Origin of the sequence: Pseudomonas sp. SBT1-2, from assembly GCF_028640875.1 — a bacterium.
In the GTDB taxonomy this organism is placed as follows: Bacteria; Pseudomonadota; Gammaproteobacteria; order Pseudomonadales; family Pseudomonadaceae; genus Aquipseudomonas; species Aquipseudomonas chlororaphis_I.
In genome coordinates this window covers 38,264-60,585 of sequence record NZ_JAQZAA010000052.1, presented here as the reverse complement: position 1 = coordinate 60,585, position 22,322 = coordinate 38,264, and the positions used below count along the sequence as shown (strand labels likewise).

Genomic DNA, 22,322 nt, shown 5'->3' with positions numbered 1-22,322 from the left:
GTCTCCATGCGTTTGCCGCAGTCACGACAGCCAACACGTCTGAGCAAAACGCTGAGGCGCACTGCACGGCCGAGAATGGGCAAATCACGAACGACTCGCTCGCAATACTCGTGAGTGGTTGAACAGGGCTTTTGGCATCCACCACAGGAAGGGAATCGGGTGGTGTGGGGCGTCAGATCGATCTGTAGGGCATCGCCATCAGGCTTGATCGTGACGACAGAAAAGCCCTCCCAAAAAGGAAGGAAAGTATTAATATCGTGCATAAGAACGCCGGTTTTTTAGATGTGTTTGCTCGCACGAACATCATCAATCAAATCGGCGTTCTTGTTTCTGTGTTTCCCGGAATTCCGTGAAGAACCCAAAAAAAGCCCCGAATTATCGGGGCTTTTTTTGCTTCACGCCCAAGGCACGAAACCATCTTCAGCAAGCCAGTATGTGCGCCTGCGCTCCAATCCTGCCGACCGTGCTTTGTATACAGCCACATCAGAACGGTCGTCTTGCCTTGAATGCCGTAGCGCGCCTGAGCCTCTTTATGACTCGGCTCCTTTTCAACCTGGTCGACGACCGGCAATTTAATAGTCAGCGTGTAATCACGCTGACAGCGCCGTTTTCTCGCTTCCAGTACGTCCTCCTGAAAAGAGATCAGAAGGTGTGAACCTTATTCAGGAAAGGACAGACACAACCGACACCAAATTCCGGGCAAAAAAAATCCCCGTATCTTTCGATACGAGGATTTTCAGTATGGTCGGGGTAAGGGGATTCGAACTCCTGACATCCTGCTCCCAAAGCAGGCGCGCTACCGGACTGCGCTATACCCCGGTAAAAAAAAGGCACCTTTTAAAGGCGCCTTCTGCGAACAGAGCTTTTGGCGTCTGATCTTAAGATTCGATTCCAGCGAGCTGGTCTCAAAAATGGTGGGTCGTGTGGGATTCGAACCTACGACCAATTGGTTAAAAGCCAACTGCTCTACCAACTGAGCTAACGACCCAAATATGGTCGGGGTAAGGGGATTCGAACTCCTGACATCCTGCTCCCAAAGCAGGCGCGCTACCGGACTGCGCTATACCCCGGTTTGAAATTGGCTCCGTGACCAGGACTCGAACCTGGGACCCAATGATTAACAGTCATTTGCTCTACCGACTGAGCTATCACGGAACTGAACATTTCAAGTTTACAACAGGCTTTTATTTCTAGAAGCCTCCTCGTCGACCTGGTCCGTATCGCTACGTTCATGTCTCTGAGGCGCGCTATTCTACAATCTTAAAAACCTCTGTCAACCCCCTAAATTGCTTTCAAGACAATGATTTGCAACTTATTTTAGTTTTTTCCTCGGGGAGGAAAAACCCTTGGGGTGACGTACTGCGGGGCGCACTTTACAAGCCTTTGCCTTACAGTTCAACGCCCTATGCAAAAAAAAGGCCTCGCAATGCGAGGCCTCCTTCACAACGACGCCCTATTCGGCTCAGACAAAGACGATTTCGTCGTTTTCCACCTTGGCCGTCACAGTGGCTCCCGGCAGGAAACTGCCAGACAGAATCAACTGCGCCAGCGGGTTCTCGATCCAGCGCTGGATCGCTCGTTTGAGCGGGCGCGCGCCATAGACCGGGTCGTAGCCCACGGCAATCAGTTTGTCCAAGGCCTCGCCACTCAGCTCCAGCTTGAGCTCTCGCTCCGCCAGGCGGCCGCGCAGACGGCCCAGCTGGATCTCGGTGATGCCGGCGATCTGGTCCCGAGCCAATGGCTCGAAGATCACCACTTCGTCGATCCGGTTGATGAACTCCGGACGGAAATGGCTCGACACCGCATCCATCACTGCCGCCCGCTGGGCTTCGCGATCCCCCACCAGCTCCTGGATCTGCACCGAGCCCAGGTTGGAGGTCATGACGATCACCGTATTGCGGAAATCCACGGTACGCCCGTGGCTGTCCGTCAGGCGGCCGTCTTCCAGCACCTGCAGCAGGATGTTGAACACGTCTGGATGAGCCTTCTCGACCTCGTCCAGCAGGATCACCGAATAAGGCTTACGACGCACCGCCTCGGTCAGGTAACCGCCCTCCTCGTAGCCGACGTAGCCTGGAGGCGCACCGATCAACCGAGCCACGGAATGTTTCTCCATGAATTCGGACATATCGATCCGCACCATCGCCTCTTCGGTATCGAAAAGGAATTCGGCCAGCGCCTTGCACAGCTCGGTTTTACCCACACCGGTCGGGCCGAGGAACATGAACGAGCCACTTGGCCGGTTCGGATCGGACAACCCAGCGCGGGAACGCCGCACGGCGTTGGCCACCGCCACCACGGCTTCGTTCTGGCCGATGACGCGCTGGTGCAGCAGGCTTTCCATCTTCAGCAGCTTGTCGCGCTCGCCTTCGAGCATCTTCGACACCGGAATACCGGTCCACTTGGACACGACTTCAGCGATTTCCTCTTCGGTCACCTTGCTGCGCAACAGCTGGTTTTCGCTTTGACCATGCTGGTCGACCATCTGCAGGCTGCGCTCCAGGTCCGGGATCACCCCGTACTGCAACTCGGCCATGCGGTTCAGGTCGCCTTTGCGGCGCGCGGCTTCCAGTTCCTGGCGGGACTGCTCGATTTTCTGCTGGATCTGCGCCGAACCCTGCACTTCGGCTTTCTCCGAGGTCCAGACTTCTTCCAGGTCGGCGTATTCGCGCTCCAGACGGGTGATTTCCTCCTGGAGTTTCTCCAGGCGCTTGATCGCCGCTTCGTCGTCTTCCTTCTTCAGGGCCTGGGACTCAACCTTCAGTTGAATCAGGCGCCGCTCCAGACGGTCCAGCACTTCCGGCTTGGAGTCGATCTCCATGCGGATACGGCTGGCGGCTTCGTCGATCAGGTCGATCGCCTTGTCCGGCAACTGCCGATCGGTGATGTAGCGATGGCTGAGCTTGGCCGCGGCAATGATCGCGCCGTCGGTGATCGCCACCTTGTGGTGCACCTCATAACGCTCTTTCAGGCCACGCAGGATGGCGATGGTGTCTTCTTCGCTCGGCTCATCCACCAGGACTTTCTGGAAGCGCCGCTCGAGGGCCGCGTCCTTCTCTATATATTGGCGGTACTCGTTGAGCGTGGTAGCGCCAACGCAATGCAGCTCACCCCGAGCCAGGGCCGGCTTAAGCATGTTGCCCGCATCCATCGAGCCTTCGCCCTTGCCGGCGCCGACCATGGTGTGCAGTTCGTCGATGAACAGAATGATCTGCCCTTCCTGCTTGGACAGCTCGTTGAGCAGGGATTTCAGGCGCTCTTCGAACTCGCCGCGGTACTTGGCGCCAGCAATCAGCGCGCCCATGTCCAGGGACAGCAGGCGCTTGCCTTTCAGCCCATCCGGCACTTCGCCATTGATGATGCGCTGGGCCAGGCCTTCGGCAATCGCGGTTTTACCCACGCCAGGCTCGCCGATCAGCACCGGGTTGTTCTTGGTCCGGCGTTGCAGCACCTGAATGGTGCGGCGAATTTCGTCGTCACGGCCGATCACCGGATCGAGCTTGCCGTCTTCGGCACGCTTGGTCAGGTCGACGGTGTATTTATCCAGGGCCTGGCGCGACTCCTCGACGTTGGCGTCATTCACCGCCTCGCCGCCACGCAGGTTATTGATGGCGTTTTCCAGCGCTTTCTTGCTGACGCCCTGGCCCAGCAGCAATTTGCCGAGCTTGCTGTTTTCGTCCATGGCCGCCAGCAGCACCAGCTCGCTGGAGATGAACTGGTCGCCCTTCTGTTGCGCCAGGCGATCGGCCTGGTTCAGCAGGCGCGCCAGATCCTGCGACATGTTCACGTCGCCGGTGGGATTCTGGATTTTCGGCAAGTGGTCGAGCTCTTTGCTCAACTCCTTGCGCAGGCTGTTCACGTCGAAGCCCACTTGCATCAGCAGCGGCTTGATCGAACCGCCCTGCTGCTCGAGCAGGGCCTGCATCAAGTGTGCAGGCTCAATGGCCGGATGATCGAGGCCGACCGCCAGGGATTGAGAATCGGATAATGCCAGCTGCAGCTTGCTGGTTAATCGGTCTATACGCATTAGTCACCTTCCTTTTGAGCAGGTCGGAGCGATGGACACACCTAAATAGAGAAACCTGCCAGATACCCCTGTAGATGCGGTCGATTCTGGAAGATTCAAGCCTGTCGAGCTTGACACAGGTCAGAAGAGTCTAGCGTTCCAGCCAGATCAGGGAAGCAAAGCGCCCGGTACGCGGGCTGCGGCGGTAGGAATAGAAACGCGGATCGCTCACGGTGCAGAAACCACCGCCATACACGGCCGTGACGCCGCATGCCGCCAGGCGCAGGCGGGCCAGCGTATAGATGTCAGCCATAAGCTTGCTGGGATTGTGGCTCGGCACAAAGGCCTGCTCGGTGTGCGGCAAGTGGCGGACGAACGCCTCACGGACTTCCGGCCCGACTTCGAAGGCTTGCGGACCGATGGCCGGCCCCAGCCAGACCAGTACATCCTCAGGCGCAACCTTCAGGCTAGCGAGCGTCGCCTCCAGCACTCCGGCCGCCAACCCGCGCCAACCGGCATGGGCCGCCGCCACACGAGTACCGGCGCGGTCGCAGAACAGCGCTGGCAGGCAATCGGCGGTCATGGCGCTACAGGCGATGCCGGGCGTGGCCGTCCAGCTGGCATCGGCGGTGGCGACGACGGACGGATCCGCCTCGACCACATCAATACCGTGGACCTGCTTCAGCCAGGCTGGCTGTATGGAGAAATGATCGGTCAGGCGGCGGCGGTTTTCGGCTACTGCCTGCGGATCGTCGTCGACATGATCGCCCAGGTTGAGGCTGTCGAACGGCGCCAGGCTGACGCCGCCCGCACGGGTGGTGACGCAGGCTTTGACCCCGGCCGGCGCAGGCCAGTCAGGAATCAGCCAGTCACTCATCCGACGAAGGCCTCGCGGTCCTGCTTGAGCAGGGTCAGCAGCCAGACGAAGTCTTCCGGCAGCGGCGACTCCCAGCTCATGCGTTCACCGGTGGTTGGATGATCCAGCTCCAGGAAACGCGCATGCAGCGCCTGACGCGGGAAGTGTTTCAGGGATTCGACCATGGTCGGGCTCGCCGCCGGCGGAATGCGGAAGCGGCCGCCGTAGGCCGGATCGCCGACCAACGGGAAGTTGATGTGCGCCATGTGCACGCGAATCTGGTGGGTACGGCCGGTTTCCAGCTTGACCCGCACATGGGTGTGGGAACGGAAACGCTCGAGCACGCGATAATGGCTGACGGCCTGCTTGCCACCTTCCATCACGGCCATGCGCTGGCGCTGCTGGCCATGCCGGCCGATCGGCGCATTGATCTTGCCACCGGCGGTGACCACACCGATCACGATGCATTCATAGATGCGGCTGACGCTGCGGCTCTGCAACTGGGCAACCAGCTGGGTCTGCGCCTGGATGGTCTTGGCCACCACCATCAGACCGGTGGTGTCCTTGTCCAGGCGATGGACGATGCCGGCGCGCGGCACGTTGATGATGTCCGGGACATGGTGCAGCAGTGCATTGAGCAGCGTGCCATCGGCGTGACCGGCGGCGGGGTGGACCACCAGGCCGGCAGGCTTGTTGATGACCAGGATATCGTCGTCTTCATAGACGATATCCAATTCGATGTCCTGAGCGATCCATTCTCCCTGAGCTTCCTGCTCGGCGGTCAGCTCAAGAACCGCGCCGCCATGGACGATGTCTCGCGGGCGGATAACCGCTCCATCCACAGTCAGGCGGCCGTCTTTGATCCAGGCGGAAAGGCGCGAGCGCGAGTGCTCAGCGAATAATTGGGCGGCGACTTGATCGAGGCGTTGGCCGCCCAGTTCGGACGGCACCTCTGCGCGAAGTTCAATTTTATCGGACATGCTCAGACTAGGCGTCGGCACAGCCTTTGGTTTCGGCTGCGCGCTTGTGGTTAAATACGGCGTCTTTTGCCCCGAGGCTTTTTCAACGGGGCGCTCATCATAACAGGACGGCCCCGCCCAAGACAGCGGCCGTCATAGGGACGCAAGCCGCCATGCAAGTGAAACACCTGCTGCTGATCGCCATCCTCGCACTGACCGCTGCTTGCTCATCGAAGGAAGTCGTTGACGAAAACCTGAGCGAGGTCGAGCTGTACCAGCAGGCGCAGACCGACCTGGACAACAACAGCTATACCAGCGCCACCGCCAAGCTCAAGGCCCTGGAGTCGCGTTATCCGTTCGGCCGCTACGCGGATCAGGCACAACTCGAACTGATCTATGCCAACTACAAGAACGCCGAGCCGGAAGCTGCCAAGTCCGCCGCCGAGCGTTTCATCCGCCTGCATCCACAACACCCGAACGTGGACTACGCCTACTACCTCAAGGGCCTGACCTCCTTCGACCAGGACGTCGGCCTGCTGGCGCGCTTCCTGCCGCTGGACATGACCAAGCGTGACCCGGGTGCCGCGCGCGACTCCTACAACGAGTTCGCCCAGCTCACCAGCCGCTTCCCGAACAGCCGCTACGCGCCGGACGCCAAGCAGCGCATGATCTACCTGCGCAACCTGCTGGCCTCCTACGAAATCCATGTGGCCGACTACTACCTGACCCGTCAGGCCTATGTAGCCGCCGCCAACCGTGGCCGTTACGTGGTGGAAAACTTCCAGGAAACCCCGTCGGTGGCCGATGGCCTGGCGGTGATGACCGAGGCTTACCAGCGTCTGCACCTGGACGAACTGGCCGCCACCAGCCTGGAAACCCTGAAGCTCAACTACCCCGATCACCCGAGCCTGGTCGACGGCCAGTTCGTGCCACGGGTCGCCGAGGCGGACAACCGCTCCTGGCTGAGCAAGGCCACCCTGGGCCTGATCGAGTCCCGTCCACCGCTGCCGCCGGGAGAAACCCGCGCCAACCAGGACGTGATGAAGCAATACCAGGACGCCAAGGACGCGATTCCGGCCGAGCTCAAGCCTAAAGACGCCAATGGCGACGCTGTCGAAGAAGAACAGCACGAAGCCGAAGGCAACAACAGCGATCGCTCGTGGTTCAGCTACATGACCTTCGGCGTGTTCGACTGACACCGCCGCGGTTAGCCAAAAGGGAGACTTTCGAGTCTCCCTTTTTTTGTCCGCGGATTTCAGCGCTGATTGCACTGTGCGCCCGGCATGACCTTGGCTAAACTGCCGGTTCCTCACTCACATAGCTGGCTACCATGCTTCGTTTACTGTTCTGGATCGCCCTGATTGCCGCTGCGGTATGGCTCTGGCGCAAATTCAAGCAGCCCGCCTCCGGCACCGCTGCTCCCCGCGAACCCAGCACCACGCCCATGGTGCGCTGCGCCCATTGCGGCGTGCACCTGCCCCGTGACCGGGCGCTGAGCCTCGAGCAACAGTGGTATTGCAGCCAGGCCCACCTGGAGCAAGGCCCGATCTCCCGCGATCGCTGAGCCTCGACCGGCAGTGGTGCAGATGACGTCGAAAGCGCGTTGTTTGCACCGCTGAATAATTCGCTACAAAAAAGCCTCCAGCCCACCCTCGTCTCATATCCGGCCGGCAACCCTCGGCAAACCGGGCATATGCCCTGCACATCATCCTGAACCCGGCCAAACAACCCGGCCCTGAGCAGGGCCAACGACCTCAAGCCTGCCTAGACTTCACGACACGCCAGGATGGCGGGTGCTCTCGCACCTCTTTCGCTCACGGATGAGGCAGTAAGCAGCATGAGCCCACAGCAAAAAGTCCTGATCGTCGATGACGATCCAGGCATTCGCGAATATCTGGAAATCAGCCTCGGCCGGATGCAGCGCCATACCCGTAGCGCCCGCACCCTGGGTGAAGCGCGTCACTGGCTGGCCCGGGAAGGTTTCGACCTGTGCCTGAGCGACCTGTATCTGCCCGACGGCACGGGGCTGGAATTACTCGAGCATATCCAGCGCCACCGGCTGCAAGTGCCACTGGCCATACTCAGCACCTGCGCCCGCCAGGAAACCGCGGTCCGGGTCCTGAAGGCCGGCGCCATCGACTTCCTGAGCAAACCCGTGGCCCTGGCCCGCTTGCGCGAGCTACTGAACGGCGCCCTGCCCAAATCGATACCACCGAAGCCTGTTACTGGCCCCTTGCTGGGCAATTCGACCGCCATGCACAAACTGCGTGGACAGATCCACAAACTGGCCCAGAGTCAGGCCTCGGTCTATATCAGCGGAGAGTCCGGCAGCGGCAAGGAACTGGCCGCCCGTGCGATTCACGACCAGGGACCACGGGCCAGCCAGGGCTTCGTGCCGATCAACTGCGGGGCTATTCCGCCGGAACTGATGGAGAGCGAGTTTTTCGGCCATCGCAAAGGCAGCTTCAGCGGTGCCGTCGAAGACAAACCCGGCCTGTTCCAGGCAGCGCACGGCGGCACCCTGTTTCTCGATGAGGTGGCCGATCTGCCACTGGCAATGCAGGTCAAATTGCTCCGTGCGCTCCAGGAGAAGGCGGTGCGCTGTGTCGGCGGGCAGCAGGAGGTCCAGGTCGATGTGCGCATTCTCTGCGCCACCCACAAGGCACTGCAGGCGGAAGTGTGTGCCGGGCGTTTTCGTCAGGACCTCTACTACCGCCTCAACGTGATCGAGCTGGCGGTGCCACCGCTACGGGCGCGCAAGGCTGATATCGAACCCTTGGCCACAGCCATCCTCGAGCGCCTGGCACAGGGCAACGGCCAACAGTTGGCGCGGCTCCAGCCAGGCGCGCTGCTGGCACTCCAGGGCTACGACTTTCCCGGCAACGTGCGCGAGCTGGAGAACCTGCTCGAACGGGCGCACACCCTGTGCGAGAACCGGCAGATCGAAGCACGCGACCTGCAACTGACACCAAACGGCGCACACCCGGCCATCGCGCCCGGCCCGGCACAGGTGATCGACCTTGAAGGTTATCTGCAGGAAGTCGAGCGCCGGCTGATCCTCCAGGCCCTGGAGCACACCCGCTGGAACCGCACGGCGGCGGCCCAGCGCTTGAGCCTGTCGTTTCGTTCGATGCGCTACAGGCTGAAGAAACTCGGCCTGGATTAGATGCGCCCACTGGGCGCATAAGGCGCCGGGTCGATGATCGGCTCCCGGCCCAGCATCAGGTCGGCGAACAGCTGGCAGGACGCGGGCGCCAGGACCAAACCGTTGCGGTAATGCCCGCAGTTCAGCCACAGCCCCTCCAGCCCCGGGACCGGGCCGATATAGGGAATGCCCTCGGGCGAACCCGGACGCAAGCCCGCCCAATGCCCCACCACCTCGGCCTGCGCCAGCGCCGGGATCAACTCGATGGCCGAAGCCTTCAGGCTTTCCAGGGCCGATAAGGTCGGGGTCTTGTCGAAGCCTTCGTGCTCCAGGGTGCTGCCGATCAGGATGTGGCCGTCGCGCCGGGGAATCGCGTAACGCCCTTTGGCCAGGACCATGCTGGAAAGAAAGTCCGAGGCGCATTTGTAGAGGATCATTTGGCCTTTGACTGGTTCCACCGGCAATGCCAGGTCCAGGCTCTTGAGCAATTCGCCGCTCCAGGCCCCTGCCGCCAGCACCACCTGGTCGCCACGGATTTCGCCCAGGGAGGTCTGTACCCCGAGAACTCGCTCACCTTCGCGGATAAACCCGCTGACTTCGCAGTGCTCGTGAATGGTCACCGCCGGCAACGCCGACAGCGCGGCCTTCAGCGACTTGACCAGCCGCGGATTGCGCACGTTGGCCACGTCGGCCATGTAGATCGCCCGCGAAAAACCGCCGCCGAGCACCGGCACCGCGTCATGGGCCACTGAGATATCCACAGCGCTCAATGGCCGCTGTTCGCGCCGGGCCCAGGCCAGCGCTTCGGCTTCGTCGTCCAGGTCCAGCCAGTACAGGCCGGTGGTATGCACTTCAGGATCGACACCGGTGGTGGCGAACAGGCGCTCGGCCAGCTGTGGATAAAAGTCCTGCGACCAATGCGCCAGCGCCGTGACCGCCGGGCTGTAGCGCCAGGGGTACAGCGGCGAGACGATCCCGCCGCCGGCCCAGGAGGACTCCTGGCCGACATTCGAGCGCTCGAGCAGCACCACTTGCTGCCCGGCGGACGCCAGGTTGAACGCGGTCAGCAGGCCGATCACTCCACCGCCGACAATCACCACTTGCTGTTGCTTTGCCATAGTCCAGTCCAGGAAGTAAAAACACCGGGCGCCGCCAGCACCCGACAAGGTTGCTCAGCGTCCCCAGCAGTCTTTGCTGGTCACCCCGTCGGCCATATTGTTGTTGCCCATGGCACCGGTGTGGCTAAGGGTGAACTCGCCGCACTTGTCGCCGGCCATCATGCTCTCGATTTTCGGTGTCGCGGTCAGGGTGAAGCTCTGGTCGGCCAACACTGGCGTGATGCTGTAGTCATCGTTGCCGGCACTGAGGCCCGGAGCGTTGCTGTAGACACCGCCCTTGGAGTGGAAACGCTCAAGGCTCTGCGCCTGCTCCGACAGCAGGCCGGCGATTTGCGTGCGATGGGTTTTCTTCACGTACTCGGTGATGCTGGGAAGGCTCAGGGTGACGACGAGCCCGATGATCGCAATCACGATCATGATTTCGATCAGGGTAAAACCTTGGTTGGATCTACGCATGCCTCACTCTCACTTACTGTATTTGTCGCCACATGATGCGGCGGCTGCCACCGCCCGGTTTCTCGACCAGGGAGGCAATACCGCCGCCGGAATCGCTGACAATTTTGCGGGTAGCGCGGTTAAGCACCGCACTCAACGCAGGAATGCCGCCGGTGAAAATGACACCGCTGGAAGGCGTGTCCAGGCCATCGACCACTTCGTCGCCATTGGTGTCGAGCACCGCGTCGTCGAGCATCTTACCGCTGAATGCGTCCAGCTCGACCAATTTGCCGTTGCCCGCGCTGGAACAAGGGTCGCTCGCCTCGACGGCAGCGGTGCTGAAGACAATGCGACCCGCCACCAGCGTGGCCGGGTTGATGACCCGCTCACCGCTCGACGCCTCCCCCAGCGGCAGGTACCAGCCCTGCTCGGCCGGATAACTGACGTCCGCCTGGGTGCTGGTGATATAGGAACCCGCGCTGCCGGCAAACAGCCCGGTGATCGCTTGCGCCTGCAGGTCAGCCAAGGTGATCCGCCCCGCCCCGCCTGGGGCATCCCAGACCGCATAGAAGCCCTGGACGTCCTTGCTGCGCTTGTCGGCCAGCTCACTGAGTTTGCCGGTGCCAAACAGCACCAGCTTGCCGCCCTCGGGATGATCCACCAGCAACGGCTGCGCGGTGATCGGCTGAGTCGCGCCACCCGGAGCGCTGAATAACGGAGCGCCGCCAAAGGCCAGCCCCCAACTGTCCGGCGCCGGACCGCTCAAATCGAACTTCCACAGATGGCCCTGGAGGTCGCCACCATAGGCCGCCTGGACCACATTCTGGCTGTCCACCTGCAACTTCACCGAGGACAAGCCGTTCTCCTGCCCATTGCCGTCGACCAGGATTTTCCTGATCAGCGAGCCGTCGCGAATATCCACCACATACAAGGCGGCCACCCCAGAATGGCTGCCATAACCATTGCCGATGAAGGCCGCCCAGCGCCCGTCGGCCAAGCGTGCCACTTCCGGGCGAGCGTAGGCATAACCCAGATCATTGAATGGGTGGCTGATATCGGCTACCCCAGGCGCGGCGATTTCCCACAGCGCCTGGGGCGTATTGCCGGCCTGGCCATACAGCTGCACCGCGTAAAACACCTTGCCGCCGGCCCCCGTGCCCGCCAGCGCCAGGGTTGCCCAGGCCGTGTCGAGCTGGGCATCGACTACCGCCACCGGACCATCGGCCAGGAACCGATGACGATCGCCATTGGCATAACCGGGATCGGCGATGTGATGCAGCAGCGGCAAGGCACTGGAGGGCATATAGGCGTAGCGGCGCCGGCCATTCTCCGGGTCGATCAGCGAAAGCAGGCCGTCATTGGCGTTGACCAGCAGACTCGAGGTCATGCCTTGGGCCTTGCTCGCCAGGTAGGCGCTGTAGCCGCTGTCGCCCTGCAGATCGGCGGCGTCCTGGGCGGTCGGCGCCGCCATGACCAGCGGCGAGTTGACGATATCCCCCAGCAATCGGTTACGCACCTTGAGCCCTGCCCGGTTAGCCCCCTGGCTCCAGGCCAAGAGATCGGCTGCGCTGATGCCAGGCGGCAGATCCTGAGCGAGCGCGGCCTGCTGCGCGCCGGACAGCTGGTCATGGCGCAAGGCAACGGCGGTCCGAGTGGCGCTGTTCCAGGCCTGGAAGATTCCCGGCGATGCATCGGGAACCAGGGTCGAGTCCGTGCTCCATAGCGGCGTGCTGGTATCGACCGCGCCGGCGGGGCTGATGCCGTACGCCCTGATGGTGCCGTGCCAATCGCCGGGGTCATAAGACGCCTGGAAATAACTCGAACCGCTGGCCAGCCCGGCGGCACCCGCCGTGGTGCTCCCCGCCTGGGCCGCGGAAGCCGAAACCTCGCCCAGAGCCGAGGCCAGTGCCGCGTCGAGCCCCAGCTTGTCAGTCACCGGGTAGAACTTGCCCCGGCCATAGTTCGCCGCATCCGCCAGCATGGGGTACTGCGCGTTGAGACCGATGGTGTAGGTGTTCATGTGCTGTTGCGCGAAACCCGTCGAATCCCAGCTTTTCCCCGCGATATCCAGGCCCGCTGCGCGCATGTCGATATCCACCGCCAGCTTGGCGATGTCATCCAGATACAGGCTGCTGCCCTCCTCGTTGCCGCCAGGATCAATGCCGTCATTGGGCACTCCATCCCAATCTGGCAGGCTGGCCGCCCCCTGGGGTTCACGGGAGGGAAAACTGTGGTCGTAACTGGGCAGGCCATCGGTCACCACCAGGCCGTAATTGCGCTGGCAGCGGTACTGGATCGGGCTGCCATAGGTGGACGGAGAGCTGTTGTAGTAAGGCGTCAGGCCCCGAAAATAACGACTGATCTCGTAATAGGTTTCCGCCAGCGGCGCCTCGGCCGAGGCCCTGAGCCCGCCGATGGCGGACAGCAATGCCTGGTAGTTTGCGTCGGCCTGAGCCTGGCTGACCTGGTCGCTGACTGGTGCCAGATCGCTGATGGCGCGCACGATACGCCCGCCCGGCGCCAGATCGCCGCCTGCTGGCGGGTTGAAGCTCGCCAGGCCGATGCGCAGCGCGCGGTTGTCAGCCACCAGCTCGCTGGCGGCCTCACGGACCAGGGCCATCCGGTCCTGAGCGGGAATCGAGCCATCGGTGAAATCCCGGTCGCGGCCGTCGGCCAGGGCAAGCAGATAGGCCAAATAGGCGGCCGAATAACGGGTGCTGCCGCGCCCAGCCGGATCTGGCAGCTTGAGGCACTGTGGCCGGGCATTGTCGCGGTAGAACCCGACATAACCGCTGGCGCAGCCCGCCTGGCTCAGCGTTGAAAGGGCCATCGAATCCGCGCTCGGACTGGCTCCGGGCAGGCATTCGCCGGCCTGCATCCGGCAGGGGCTGAGCGGCGCCCGCGCCAGCCCGGGATCGAAGCCAGGGGCATAGACGATGCTGTTCATGCTCTGCGAATCGTCGAGCAGCAGCATTACATTCGGCGCCACCGCCGCCGCATTCGCCAAGGGCGCCTGGGCCGGGGTGAAACCGTAGGCCGGGGCACTCAGGTAGAGGCTCAGCAAAGCGCCAGCCAGCAGCGCCCGGGCTTCAGTACTTGGCATAGATGCTCTCCAGCACACTGCGAGAATGGCCGGCCAGCCCGACGGCGGTCACCCGGTACAGGGTTGCGGAAGTGTTGCTCGGCACATTGACCGCCCCCAGCGCCGTACCGATGTTCTGCACCCCGTAAAAGCCGTTACCGGTGGCGATCCAGGTCACGCCCGAATGGCCGTTGTGGCCCGCGGCGCTGATGACCGCGGACTCGCCGGGCGGCGCGCACTGGCCGCCGGTACAGACCGGCAGCGAATAACTGTCCTGCTGCACCGCGCTCTCACCGATGCGCAGGGCCATCTCCGCCGCCTGGAACGACTGGTTGCGCAGCCACAGGCCGCCGGACATCTTTTCCTGCAACGTGGCGTTCTGCATCGACGAAATGCCAATCAAGGTCAGCAGCAACAGGAACACCAGGCTCATCAGCAGCGCCATGCCGCGCTGCGCCCCGGGAGCCGTTCGATACGAAGTCATCGGCAGCTCACTCACAACAGACGATTGCGCAAGGCGGCCACCACATTGAACGTCTGCGGCCGCACGCGTGCCTGGGGATCGCTCAGGGTCAGGCTCAAGCGCACGCTGCGGATCCGCGCCGGGTCGCCTGGATCGCGACTGTAGCGAGAGGCCGCGACATCCGTAGCGGTACTGGCGATGCCGAACGACACATCGAAAGCGCTGACATTGTTCACCAGCACCGCCTGACTGGAGCCGGTGCCGGTGCCCATCAGCAGTTGATCGTTCTTCAGGCTGTACACCAGGCGCCGCACCGCAAACGCCTGCTGCCCCGTGGGGGCCTTGCGGGCGCCGGTGTAGGCGGTGGCGCTGTTGCGGCAATCGGTCAGCACGGTCCAGGTCGGGGCGCCGCCGCTGTCGCCGATATCGGCCGTGACCAGCGTCAGCCGGTGGTTGGCGTTGTCCCAGCGGATCGGTGTCTGTGCATGGCCGGCGAAGTCCGAGGCGGTGCTGGAATCGGCGATGCTCTGCAGGCAGCCGAACATGCCGACCATGCGTATTTCCTGGATCATCTTGCTCAGCACGAAACGCGCGTCCTCTTGCAGGCCGGCCGAGGCGCTCTGGCTGAGGTAGGTGTTTTTGGCCGAGATGAAAATCTGCGTCACACCCAAGGCCACAATCAGGCTCAACGCCAGCGCCACCAACATTTCGATCAGGCCGAAACCGCTGTTCCCGCATCTCATCGCTTATCCCCCGGATCCACCGCCACCCGGCTGCTCACGACAAAACTGCGGGAGCCTTCAGCAGGCGGGTCTGAGACATGGGCGGCGCGGGAGTCATCCCAGGTGATGCTGATGGTGAACACACCCTGCTTGAGGCTGATATGGCCCTCGGCGGTCGGCCCGCCAAAGCTCTCGACATTGCGCTTGAAGTCATACAGGTCCTGGTCCCGAACCACGCTGAAATTGCCGGTATCGGGCGCCGCCACGGTGTAGTCCGCGGCGCTGTTGGCGCGGATGCGATCGAGCATGTCATAGGCGATGAAGCTGGCCTGGCTGGTCATCAATGCACTGTCGGTATAACGCAGGGCATTGAGCTGGACCGCCGCCGCACCGAGCAGGCCCACGCCGAGAATCAGCACCGCCACCAGCACCTCGATCAGCGTTATCCCGGCCTGCACGCTCCTGCCCGTCATTGGCACTCCCCGTTTACCGCTATCCGTCCGTTCAGGCACAGCGTGATCGTCCTGTGTTGCCCGCCCAGCACATAGGTCATGACCGGCGGGACCGCTGCCGATATGCCACCCAGCGCGTTGAATCCGATGCTGTCGAATTCAGAGGTTAGCGTCAGCCGGGCGCCGCGACTGACCGCGGGAACAACCCGCAATACATTCGTCGCCGGCCCGTCGCCTTGATAAATCGACAGCCCCCGGCTCCAGTCCGAATCCACGGCGGCCGGGCGCAGATGAATGGGCAAGCCACGGTCGATCGCCTCCAGACGCGCGTAATTCAAGCTGCGCAGCAGTTCGCTGATGTCGCTGTCGGCCTTGGCGCGCTGCGCCATCTGACTGAATGCCGGAACCACCAGGGTCAACAAAATCGCCGAAACTGCCAGGGCGACCAGCAATTCGATCAGCGTGAACCCTTCTGTGCGGTAACGCATGCCATCCCCTTGAGCGGCCAGCGGCTATAACTGGCTCTAGCACTTCGAACCTTCATAGACCGAAGGTTCGCGGTTTTGCTCAATGGCCGGGCAAGGATTGTCCGGGCCTGCCGCACTCCATGGAGGGAGAACCATGCCGCAAAAGGGTTTTGGCCTGATCGAAATAATCGTGGGGCTGGCGCTTGCCAGCCTGTTGATGCTGTTCGCCACCACCTCATTCGGGGAGTTGTTCCAGTCGACTCGCCGGCTGGATGCCGCACAGATGCTTGCCAGCGGCATCCGCAATGCGCGCACCGAAGCCATCCTGCGCCAGCAGCGAATCGTCATTCACGGGTTGAACGACGACTGGAGCCAGGGTTGGCGGATCATTCTGGATATCAGTGGCGAGGGCTCGCAGGACGGCGATAACCCGGTGCTGCTCGAACGCCGGGGAGACACCCGGGTGGCGATTGTCGGCAATCGCCCGGTGCAGCAGTTCGTGCGTTTCAGTGGCCTGGGCGATCCGCTGCTGCCCAGCGGGGCCTTTCAGGCCGGGACGCTGCACATCTGCGGGGCCGATCCGGGAACGAGCCAGCATCAGGTGGTGCTTTCCCGCAGCGGGCGGGTCAGCCTGCGCAGCGACAAGGCCGCGCAGGCGTTATGCGACAGCCAGGGCTGATCAGAGCAGCGAACGAACGCGCAGCTCTTTGGGCATGGAGAAGGTGATGTTTTCTTCGCGGCCGGCCAGTTCGTCGGCGCCGGTGGCACCCCAGGCGTGCAATTGCTCGATCACGCCCCGCACCAGCACCTCGGGAGCCGAAGCCCCGGCGGTGATGCCGATGCGCTCGACGCCGTCGAACCAGCTGCGCTGCATATCCTCGGCACCGTCGATCAGGTATGCCGGGGTGGCCATGCGCTCGGCCAGTTCACGCAGGCGGTTGGAGTTGGAGCTGTTCGGGCTGCCCACCACCAGCACCACATCGCACTCGTCGGCCAGTTGCTTGACCGCGTCCTGACGGTTCTGCGTGGCGTAGCAGATATCGTCCTTGCGTGGCCCGCCAATGGCCGGGAAACGCTCACGCAGGGCGTCGATGACCCGGCTGGTGTCGTCCATCGACAAGGTGGTCTGGGTCACGAACGCCAGCTTTTCAGGATTGCGCACCTGCAGTTCGGCGACGTCTTTCTCGTCTTCCACCAGGTAGATCGCGCCGCCATTGCTGGCGTCGTACTGGCCCATGGTGCCTTCGACTTCCGGGTGGCCGGCATGGCCGATCAGGATGCACTCGCGACCGTCGCGGCTGTAGCGCGCCACTTCGATATGCACCTTGGTCACCAGCGGGCAGGTCGCATCGAAGACTTTCAGGCCACGGCCCGCCGCTTCGCTGCGCACGGCCTGGGAAACGCCGTGGGCGCTGAAGATCACGATGACGTCATCCGGCACCTGGTCCAGCTCCTCGACAAAGATCGCTCCGCGGGCGCGCAGGTCTTCGACGACAAATTTGTTGTGCACCACTTCATGACGCACGTAGATCGGCGGCCCGAAGACCTCCAGGGCGCGATTGACGATTTCGATCGCGCGGTCCACGCCAGCGCAGAAGCCACGGGGGTTGGCGAGTTTGATTTGCATGCTGTGCCTCGTGTCTTGCGCTGTAGGAGCGAGCTTGCTCGCGAAGAACTCAAAGACACCGCGGTCATTCAGAATGCCAGCGTTATCGTTGAAGAACTTCGCGAGCAAGCTCGCTCCTACAGCAGGCCGGGTTCGTTAGTTACAGCGCTTTAACGTCGATGATTTCGACATCAAAGGTCAAGGTTTTACCGGCCAACGGATGGTTGAAGTCAACCGTCACCTGGGCATCGTCAAAGGCTTTGACCACACCTGGCAGCTCGGTATTGGCCGCATCGTTGAAGATCACCAGCAGGCCTTCGGACAGCTCCATATCCTGGAACTGCGAACGCGGGATGATCTGCACATTTTGCGGGTTCGGCTGGCCAAAGGCGTTTTCCGGTTCGATGGTCAGGTTACGCTTGTCGCCCGCCTTGAAACCGAACAGGGCCGCTTCAAAACCTGGCAACAGGTTGCCGTCACCGACCTTGAAGGTCGCCGGGGCCTTGTCGAAGGTGCTGTCCACCGTGTCGCCGTTCTCCAGGCGCAATGCGAAATGCAAAGTGACTTCCGTGTTCTGGCCGATGCGTTGTTCAGCCAATACCTGTTCAGTCATGAACGGCTTCTCCGGTTTTCTTGCTTTTGAACATATCCAGCGCAAGCATCACCGCACCCACGCTGATGGCGCTGTCGGCGAAGTTGAACGCCGGGAAGTACCAGCGGTTCTGCCAATGCACCAGGATGAAATCGATCACATGGCCCAGGGCGATGCGGTCGTACAGGTTGCCCAGCGCGCCACCCAGCACCAGGGCCAGGGCGACCGCCAGCCAGGTTTCGTTGCGCCCCAGGCGCTTGAGCCAGACCACCAGCACCGCGCTGACCACCACCGCAATCAGGGCGAACAACCAGCGCTGCCAGCCCGAGCTGTCCGCCAGGAAGCTGAACGCCGCGCCGGTGTTGTAGGCCAGGGTCCAGCTGAAGTAATCCGGGATCACCACGATCTGCTGGTACATCGACAGCGAGCTTTCGAAGTGCAGCTTGCTGGCCTGGTCGATGACCAGGACCAGCACGCTCAACCACAGCCAGCCCAGACGGCCGAAACGGCCCGTGGCATTAGGCATAGTGACGAACCTCGCCTTCGCCGCTGATGTTGTCGACGCAGCGACCGCAGATTTCCGGGTGCTCAGGGTGCACGCCGACATCTTCACGGCAGTGCCAGCAACGGGCGCACTTGGCGAAGCTCGACTTGACCACTTTCAGCTTGAGGCCGGCGACTTCGGTTTCCACCGCATCCGCCGGTGCCTGCGCGAAAGGCGCGACGCTGGCAGTGGAGGTGATCAGCACGAAACGCAGCTCGTTGCTCAGCTTGGCCAGGTCGGCGCTCAGCGCCTCTTCGGCATACAGGGTCACTTCGGCTTGCAGGTTGCCACCGACGGCCTTGGCCGCGCGCTGGATCTCCATTTCCTTGTTGACCGCGACCTTGACCGCCATGATCCGCTCCCAGTAGGCACGGTCCAGCTCGAAGCCTTCCGGCAGCTCGCTGAGGCCCTGGTACCAGGTGTTGAGCATCACCGACTCGTTGCGCTCGCCCGGCAGGTACTGCCACAGCTCGTCGGCGGTGAAGGCGAGGATCGGCGCGATCCAGCGCACCAGCGCTTCGGAGATGTGGAACAGCGCGGTCTGGCACGAACGACGAGCCTTGCTGTTGGCGCCGGTGGTGTACTGGCGGTCCTTGATGATGTCCAGGTAGAAACCGCCCAGCTCCTGCACACAGAAGTTGTGCACCTTGGAGTAGACGTTCCAGAAGCGGTATTCGCCGTAATGCAGTTCCAGCTCGCGCTGCAGCAGCAGGGTACGGTCCACGGCCCAACGGTCCAGGGCGAGCATTTCTTCGGCCGGCAGGATATCGGTGGCCGGGTTGAAGCCGCTCAGGTTGGAAAGCAGGAAGCGCGCGGTGTTGCGGATACGCCGGTAGGCGTCGGCGCTGCGCTGCAGGATCTGGTCGGAAACCGCCATTTCACCGGAGTAGTCGGTGGCCGAGACCCACAGGCGCATGATGTCGGCGCCCAGGGTGTCGTTGACCTTCTGCGGCGCGATGACGTTGCCCAGGGACTTGGACATCTTGCGACCGTTCTCGTCGACGGTGAAACCGTGGGTCAGCAGTTCGCGATACGGCGCATTGCCATCGATCGCGCAGCCGGTCAGCAGGGACGAGTGGAACCAGCCGCGGTGCTGGTCGGAACCTTCCAGGTACAGGTCGGCACGCGGGCCGCTGGCGTGGCCCATCGGGTGCGAGCCGCGCAGTACGTGCCAGTGCGTGGTACCGGAGTCGAACCAGACGTCCAGGGTGTCGCTGATCTTGTCGTATTGCGAGGCTTCATCGCCCAGCAACTCGGCCGCGTCCATCTTGAACCAGGCTTCGATGCCTTCGTGCTCGACACGTTTGGCCACTTCTTCCATCAGCTCGACAGTACGTGGGTGCAGCTCGCCGCTTTCCTTGTGCAGGAAGAACGGGATCGGCACGCCCCAGTTGCGCTGACGGGAGATGCACCAGTCCGGACGGTTGGCGATCATCGAATGCAGGCGCGCCTGGCCCCAGGCCGGAACGAACTGAGTCTCTTCGATGGCCTGCAACGCGCGCTGGCGCAGGGTGTTGCCGCTGGTTGGCTGCTTGTCCATGCCGACGAACCACTGCGCGGTGGCGCGGTAGATCAGCGGGGTCTTGTGGCGCCAGCAATGCATGTAGCTGTGGCTGATGGTTTCGGTGTGCAGCAGCGCACCGACTTCGGTCAGCTTGTCGACGATGGCCGGGTTGGCCTTCCAGATGAACTGGCCGCCGAAGAACTCCAGCGAGCTGGCGTACACGCCGTTGCTCTGCACGGGGTTGAGGATGTCGTCGTTGACCATGCCGTAACGCTTGCAGGTCACGAAGTCGTCTTCGCCGTAGGCTGGCGACGAGTGAACCACGCCGGTACCGGCGCCCAGCTCGACGTAGTCAGCCAGGTACACCGGCGACAGGCGATCGTAGAACGGGTGACGGAAGTTGATCAGCTCCAACGCCGAACCCGGGGCGGTGGCGATCACCGAGCCTTCCAGGTTGTAGCGGGCCAGGCAGGACTCCACCAGCTCTTCGGCCAGGACCAGCAGCTTGTCGCCAGCATCGACCAGGGCGTAGTTGAACTCAGGGTGAACGTTCAGCGCCTGGTTGGCCGGGATGGTCCACGGAGTGGTGGTCCAGATCACGATCGAAGCCGGCTTGCTCAGCTTGGCCAGGCCGAAAGCGGCGGCCAGCTTGTCTGCATCGGCGATCGGGAAGGCCACGTCGATGGTCGAGGACTTCTTGTCCTGGTACTCGACTTCCGCTTCAGCCAGGGCCGAGCCGCAGTCAAAACACCAGTTCACCGGCTTGAGGCCCTTGAACACGAAACCGCCCTTGACCATTTCCGCCAGGGCACGGATTTCCCCGGCTTCGTTGGCAAAATCCATGGTCTTGTACGGATTGGCCCAGTCGCCCAGCACACCCAGGCGGATGAACTCGGCCTTCTGGCCTTCGATCTGCTCGGTGGCGTAGGCGCGACACAGCTCACGGGTCTTGTCCGAGGACAGGTTCTTGCCGTGGGTCACCTCGACCTTGTGCTCGATCGGCAGGCCATGGCAGTCCCAGCCCGGAACATAAGGCGCGTCGAAGCCCGCCAGGGTCTTCGAGCGGATGATCATGTCCTTGAGAATCTTGTTGACCGCATGACCGATGTGAATCGAGCCGTTGGCGTAGGGCGGACCGTCGTGAAGAACGAACTTCGGACGATCCTTGCCAATTTCGCGCAACTTACCGTACAGGCCAATGCTGTCCCAGCGCTGCAGAATCTGCGGTTCGCGCTGAGGCAGGCCGGCCTTCATTGGGAAGGCGGTGTCCGGAAGGTTTAGCGTGGCTTTATAGTCGGTCATTTAAGGCTCTTCATTAGCGATTGGCGCTATGGGTACGTGCAACTTCGGCACGGGCGGCGGCGACATCCGCGTTGATCGCCGTCTTCAGCGCCTCCAGAGAGGCGAAACGCTGCTCTTCACGCAGCTTGTGGTGGAAAACTACCGTCAAACGCCGGTCATACAGATCGCCGGCAAAATCTAAAAGATGGACTTCCAGGTGGGCCTTGCCATCACCTGCCACCGTCGGCCGCACGCCAATGTTGGCGACGCCCGGCCAGGTCTTGCCGTCGATGTCGACATTGACCAGGTACACCCCGGACAGCGGTACACGGCGGCGCTTGAGCTGCACATTGATGGTTGGCGTACCTAATTGGCGCGCCAGCTTCTGTCCGTGCAGGACCCGCCCGGCGATGCGGAACGGGCGACCGAGCAGACGCTCGGCCAATACGAAATCGGCAGCCGCCAGGGCATTGCGGACCTGGGTGCTGCTGACGCGCAGGCCATCCAGCTCGACAGTCTGCGCGGCCTCGACGGTAAAACCGTGGGTGATACCGGCCTTTTGCAGGAAGTCGAAGTCACCGACCCGGTCGCAACCGAAGCGAAAATCGTCGCCGACTTCCAGATGCTGCACACCCAGGCCATCGACCAGGATGGTCTCGACGAACTCGCTGGCGCTGAGCTTGCTCAAGCGCTGGTTGAACGCCAGGCACAAGACCCGGTCGACGCCCTCCTCGGCCAGCAGCTGCAGCTTGTCGCGCAAGCGTGCCAGACGGGCAGGAGCGGTATCCGGAGCGAAGAATTCGCGCGGCTGCGGCTCGAATATCACCACGCAGCTGGGCACGCCCAACTCAAGCGCACGCTCACGCAGCCGGCCCAGGATAGCCTGGTGGCCACGGTGAACACCGTCGAAGTTGCCAATAGTGGCGACACAGCCCCGATGCTGGGGGCGCAGATTGTGGAGGCCTCGGACCAGCTGCATAACGCGCTTCTTGCTCATAAAGTGGTCGATTATAACCACACCCGACGGCCGGTGACAGGCAACAGCACGCGCCAAAGTGATCGAACCGACAAAACCACTGCCTCGCTGGCG

Annotated in this window: 20 protein-coding genes, 4 tRNA genes and 1 pseudogene; 4 read left to right on the top strand and 21 right to left on the bottom strand. The window is 62.5% G+C overall.

Annotation, left to right across the window (positions count from 1 at the left end; genetic code table 11):
- The 9 genes and pseudogenes from PVZ78_RS06605 to rluD form a co-directional block, all read right to left on the bottom strand.
- A partial coding sequence (locus tag PVZ78_RS06605; protein WP_273828319.1) for a transposase family protein occupies positions 1-263 on the bottom strand: 263 nt, incomplete at its 3' end.
- Positions 264-439: 176 nt separating this feature from the next.
- Positions 440-622, bottom strand: a pseudogene (locus PVZ78_RS06600) (IS3 family transposase); the annotation flags it as partial.
- A gap of 120 nt (positions 623-742) precedes the next feature.
- Positions 743-819 (bottom strand) — tRNA-Pro (locus PVZ78_RS06595).
- 93 nt (positions 820-912) lie between these two features.
- Positions 913-988 (bottom strand) — tRNA-Lys (locus tag PVZ78_RS06590).
- A 5-nt stretch (positions 989-993) separates the two neighbouring features.
- Positions 994-1,070: transfer RNA gene (locus tag PVZ78_RS06585), tRNA-Pro, on the bottom strand.
- Between the two features lie 9 nt (positions 1,071-1,079).
- Positions 1,080-1,155, bottom strand: a tRNA-Asn gene (locus PVZ78_RS06580).
- A gap of 307 nt (positions 1,156-1,462) precedes the next feature.
- Entirely contained in the window at positions 1,463-4,027 is a 2,565-nt protein-coding gene (gene clpB / locus PVZ78_RS06575) for an ATP-dependent chaperone ClpB (RefSeq protein WP_081359718.1), read from the bottom strand.
- 130 nt (positions 4,028-4,157) lie between these two features.
- Positions 4,158-4,883 carry a peptidoglycan editing factor PgeF gene (gene pgeF / locus PVZ78_RS06570; RefSeq protein ID WP_273828410.1) on the bottom strand — a complete coding sequence of 242 codons (726 nt, stop codon included), beginning with the start codon at positions 4,881-4,883 and terminating at the stop codon, positions 4,158-4,160.
- Positions 4,880-5,842: a 23S rRNA pseudouridine(1911/1915/1917) synthase RluD gene (gene rluD, locus PVZ78_RS06565; RefSeq protein WP_009050933.1), complete on the bottom strand. Its 963-nt coding sequence runs from the start codon at positions 5,840-5,842 to the stop codon at positions 4,880-4,882. The genes pgeF and rluD overlap by 4 nt, the downstream gene beginning before the upstream one ends.
- Positions 5,843-5,994: 152 nt before the next feature.
- On the opposite strand from rluD, the gene PVZ78_RS06560 reads away from it, so the two are divergent.
- From PVZ78_RS06560 to PVZ78_RS06550, 3 genes are all read left to right on the top strand, one after another.
- The gene (locus PVZ78_RS06560) at positions 5,995-7,017 is read left to right on the top strand and encodes an outer membrane protein assembly factor BamD (RefSeq protein WP_009050934.1); all 1,023 of its coding nucleotides are present in this window, start codon (positions 5,995-5,997) and stop codon (positions 7,015-7,017) included.
- A 134-nt stretch (positions 7,018-7,151) separates the two neighbouring features.
- Positions 7,152-7,385: a PP0621 family protein gene (locus PVZ78_RS06555; RefSeq protein ID WP_007924721.1), complete on the top strand. Its 234-nt coding sequence runs from the start codon at positions 7,152-7,154 to the stop codon at positions 7,383-7,385.
- 273 nt (positions 7,386-7,658) lie between these two features.
- On the top strand, positions 7,659-8,987 hold the full coding sequence (locus PVZ78_RS06550) for a sigma-54-dependent transcriptional regulator (protein WP_273828409.1): 1,329 nt from the start codon (positions 7,659-7,661) through the stop codon (positions 8,985-8,987).
- Here PVZ78_RS06550 and thiO read toward each other — a convergent pair.
- From thiO to PVZ78_RS06515, 7 genes are read right to left on the bottom strand one after another with little or no spacing between them, the layout of a single operon-like run.
- Positions 8,984-10,084 carry a glycine oxidase ThiO gene (gene thiO, locus PVZ78_RS06545; protein ID WP_273828408.1) on the bottom strand — a complete coding sequence of 367 codons (1,101 nt, stop codon included), beginning with the start codon at positions 10,082-10,084 and terminating at the stop codon, positions 8,984-8,986. The genes PVZ78_RS06550 and thiO overlap by 4 nt on opposite strands.
- Positions 10,085-10,138: 54 nt before the next feature.
- A complete protein-coding gene (locus tag PVZ78_RS06540) occupies positions 10,139-10,540 on the bottom strand; it encodes a type IV pilin protein (protein WP_038575642.1) in 402 nt (133 codons plus the stop codon).
- A 13-nt stretch (positions 10,541-10,553) separates the two neighbouring features.
- Positions 10,554-13,622: a pilus assembly protein gene (locus PVZ78_RS06535; RefSeq protein ID WP_273828407.1), complete on the bottom strand. Its 3,069-nt coding sequence runs from the start codon at positions 13,620-13,622 to the stop codon at positions 10,554-10,556.
- Positions 13,609-14,085 (bottom strand): pilus assembly PilX family protein, encoded by a 477-nt coding sequence (locus PVZ78_RS06530; protein WP_231999306.1) that lies wholly within the window; start codon positions 14,083-14,085, stop codon positions 13,609-13,611. Before PVZ78_RS06530 ends, PVZ78_RS06535 begins: the two co-directional genes overlap by 14 nt.
- 11 nt (positions 14,086-14,096) lie before the next feature.
- The gene (locus PVZ78_RS06525) at positions 14,097-14,807 is read right to left on the bottom strand and encodes a PilW family protein (protein WP_273828406.1); all 711 of its coding nucleotides are present in this window, start codon (positions 14,805-14,807) and stop codon (positions 14,097-14,099) included.
- The gene (pilV, locus tag PVZ78_RS06520; protein ID WP_273828405.1) at positions 14,804-15,259 is read right to left on the bottom strand and encodes a type IV pilus modification protein PilV; all 456 of its coding nucleotides are present in this window, start codon (positions 15,257-15,259) and stop codon (positions 14,804-14,806) included. The genes PVZ78_RS06525 and pilV overlap by 4 nt, the downstream gene beginning before the upstream one ends.
- On the bottom strand, positions 15,256-15,726 hold the full coding sequence (locus PVZ78_RS06515; protein WP_273828404.1) for a GspH/FimT family pseudopilin: 471 nt from the start codon (positions 15,724-15,726) through the stop codon (positions 15,256-15,258). Before PVZ78_RS06515 ends, pilV begins: the two co-directional genes overlap by 4 nt.
- Before the next feature lie 133 nt (positions 15,727-15,859).
- On the opposite strand from PVZ78_RS06515, the gene PVZ78_RS06510 reads away from it, so the two are divergent.
- A complete protein-coding gene (locus PVZ78_RS06510; RefSeq protein WP_273828403.1) occupies positions 15,860-16,384 on the top strand; it encodes a GspH/FimT family pseudopilin in 525 nt (174 codons plus the stop codon).
- On the opposite strand, the gene ispH is transcribed toward PVZ78_RS06510, so the two are convergent.
- The 5 genes from ispH to ribF all read right to left on the bottom strand — a co-directional run bounded on the left by ispH (position 16,385) and on the right by ribF (position 22,211).
- The gene (gene ispH, locus PVZ78_RS06505) at positions 16,385-17,332 is read right to left on the bottom strand and encodes a 4-hydroxy-3-methylbut-2-enyl diphosphate reductase (RefSeq protein ID WP_023969416.1); all 948 of its coding nucleotides are present in this window, start codon (positions 17,330-17,332) and stop codon (positions 16,385-16,387) included.
- Positions 17,333-17,471: 139 nt separating this feature from the next.
- On the bottom strand, positions 17,472-17,909 hold the full coding sequence (gene fkpB, locus PVZ78_RS06500) for an FKBP-type peptidyl-prolyl cis-trans isomerase (protein ID WP_172833189.1): 438 nt from the start codon (positions 17,907-17,909) through the stop codon (positions 17,472-17,474).
- Positions 17,910-17,916: 7 nt separating this feature from the next.
- Positions 17,917-18,429 (bottom strand): signal peptidase II, encoded by a 513-nt coding sequence (lspA, locus tag PVZ78_RS06495; RefSeq protein WP_009045705.1) that lies wholly within the window; start codon positions 18,427-18,429, stop codon positions 17,917-17,919.
- Positions 18,422-21,253 (bottom strand): isoleucine--tRNA ligase, encoded by a 2,832-nt coding sequence (ileS, locus tag PVZ78_RS06490; protein WP_016703693.1) that lies wholly within the window; start codon positions 21,251-21,253, stop codon positions 18,422-18,424. The genes lspA and ileS overlap by 8 nt, the downstream gene beginning before the upstream one ends.
- 13 nt (positions 21,254-21,266) lie before the next feature.
- Positions 21,267-22,211, bottom strand: a complete 945-nt coding sequence (gene ribF / locus PVZ78_RS06485; protein ID WP_016703694.1) for a bifunctional riboflavin kinase/FAD synthetase — start codon at positions 22,209-22,211, stop codon at positions 21,267-21,269.
- Positions 22,212-22,322: the final 111 nt, after the last annotated feature.

What these genes read in the sequence shown, in the direction of transcription:
- clpB (WP_081359718.1), bottom strand. Translation starts at nt 4,027, where the DNA reads ATGCGTATAGACCGATTAACCAGCAAGCTGCAGCTGGCATTATCCGAT.
- pgeF (WP_273828410.1), bottom strand. Translation starts at nt 4,883, where the DNA reads ATGAGTGACTGGCTGATTCCTGACTGGCCTGCGCCGGCCGGGGTCAAA.
- rluD (WP_009050933.1), bottom strand. Translation starts at nt 5,842, where the DNA reads ATGTCCGATAAAATTGAACTTCGCGCAGAGGTGCCGTCCGAACTGGGC.
- PVZ78_RS06560 (WP_009050934.1), top strand. Translation starts at nt 5,995, where the DNA reads ATGCAAGTGAAACACCTGCTGCTGATCGCCATCCTCGCACTGACCGCT.
- PVZ78_RS06555 (WP_007924721.1), top strand. Translation starts at nt 7,152, where the DNA reads ATGCTTCGTTTACTGTTCTGGATCGCCCTGATTGCCGCTGCGGTATGG.
- PVZ78_RS06550 (WP_273828409.1), top strand. Translation starts at nt 7,659, where the DNA reads ATGAGCCCACAGCAAAAAGTCCTGATCGTCGATGACGATCCAGGCATT.
- thiO (WP_273828408.1), bottom strand. Translation starts at nt 10,084, where the DNA reads ATGGCAAAGCAACAGCAAGTGGTGATTGTCGGCGGTGGAGTGATCGGC.
- PVZ78_RS06540 (WP_038575642.1), bottom strand. Translation starts at nt 10,540, where the DNA reads ATGCGTAGATCCAACCAAGGTTTTACCCTGATCGAAATCATGATCGTG.
- PVZ78_RS06535 (WP_273828407.1), bottom strand. Translation starts at nt 13,622, where the DNA reads ATGCCAAGTACTGAAGCCCGGGCGCTGCTGGCTGGCGCTTTGCTGAGC.
- PVZ78_RS06530 (WP_231999306.1), bottom strand. Translation starts at nt 14,085, where the DNA reads ATGACTTCGTATCGAACGGCTCCCGGGGCGCAGCGCGGCATGGCGCTG.
- PVZ78_RS06525 (WP_273828406.1), bottom strand. Translation starts at nt 14,807, where the DNA reads ATGAGATGCGGGAACAGCGGTTTCGGCCTGATCGAAATGTTGGTGGCG.
- pilV (WP_273828405.1), bottom strand. Translation starts at nt 15,259, where the DNA reads ATGACGGGCAGGAGCGTGCAGGCCGGGATAACGCTGATCGAGGTGCTG.
- PVZ78_RS06515 (WP_273828404.1), bottom strand. Translation starts at nt 15,726, where the DNA reads ATGCGTTACCGCACAGAAGGGTTCACGCTGATCGAATTGCTGGTCGCC.
- PVZ78_RS06510 (WP_273828403.1), top strand. Translation starts at nt 15,860, where the DNA reads ATGCCGCAAAAGGGTTTTGGCCTGATCGAAATAATCGTGGGGCTGGCG.
- ispH (WP_023969416.1), bottom strand. Translation starts at nt 17,332, where the DNA reads ATGCAAATCAAACTCGCCAACCCCCGTGGCTTCTGCGCTGGCGTGGAC.
- lspA (WP_009045705.1), bottom strand. Translation starts at nt 18,429, where the DNA reads ATGCCTAATGCCACGGGCCGTTTCGGCCGTCTGGGCTGGCTGTGGTTG.
- ileS (WP_016703693.1), bottom strand. Translation starts at nt 21,253, where the DNA reads ATGACCGACTATAAAGCCACGCTAAACCTTCCGGACACCGCCTTCCCA.
- ribF (WP_016703694.1), bottom strand. Translation starts at nt 22,211, where the DNA reads ATGCAGCTGGTCCGAGGCCTCCACAATCTGCGCCCCCAGCATCGGGGC.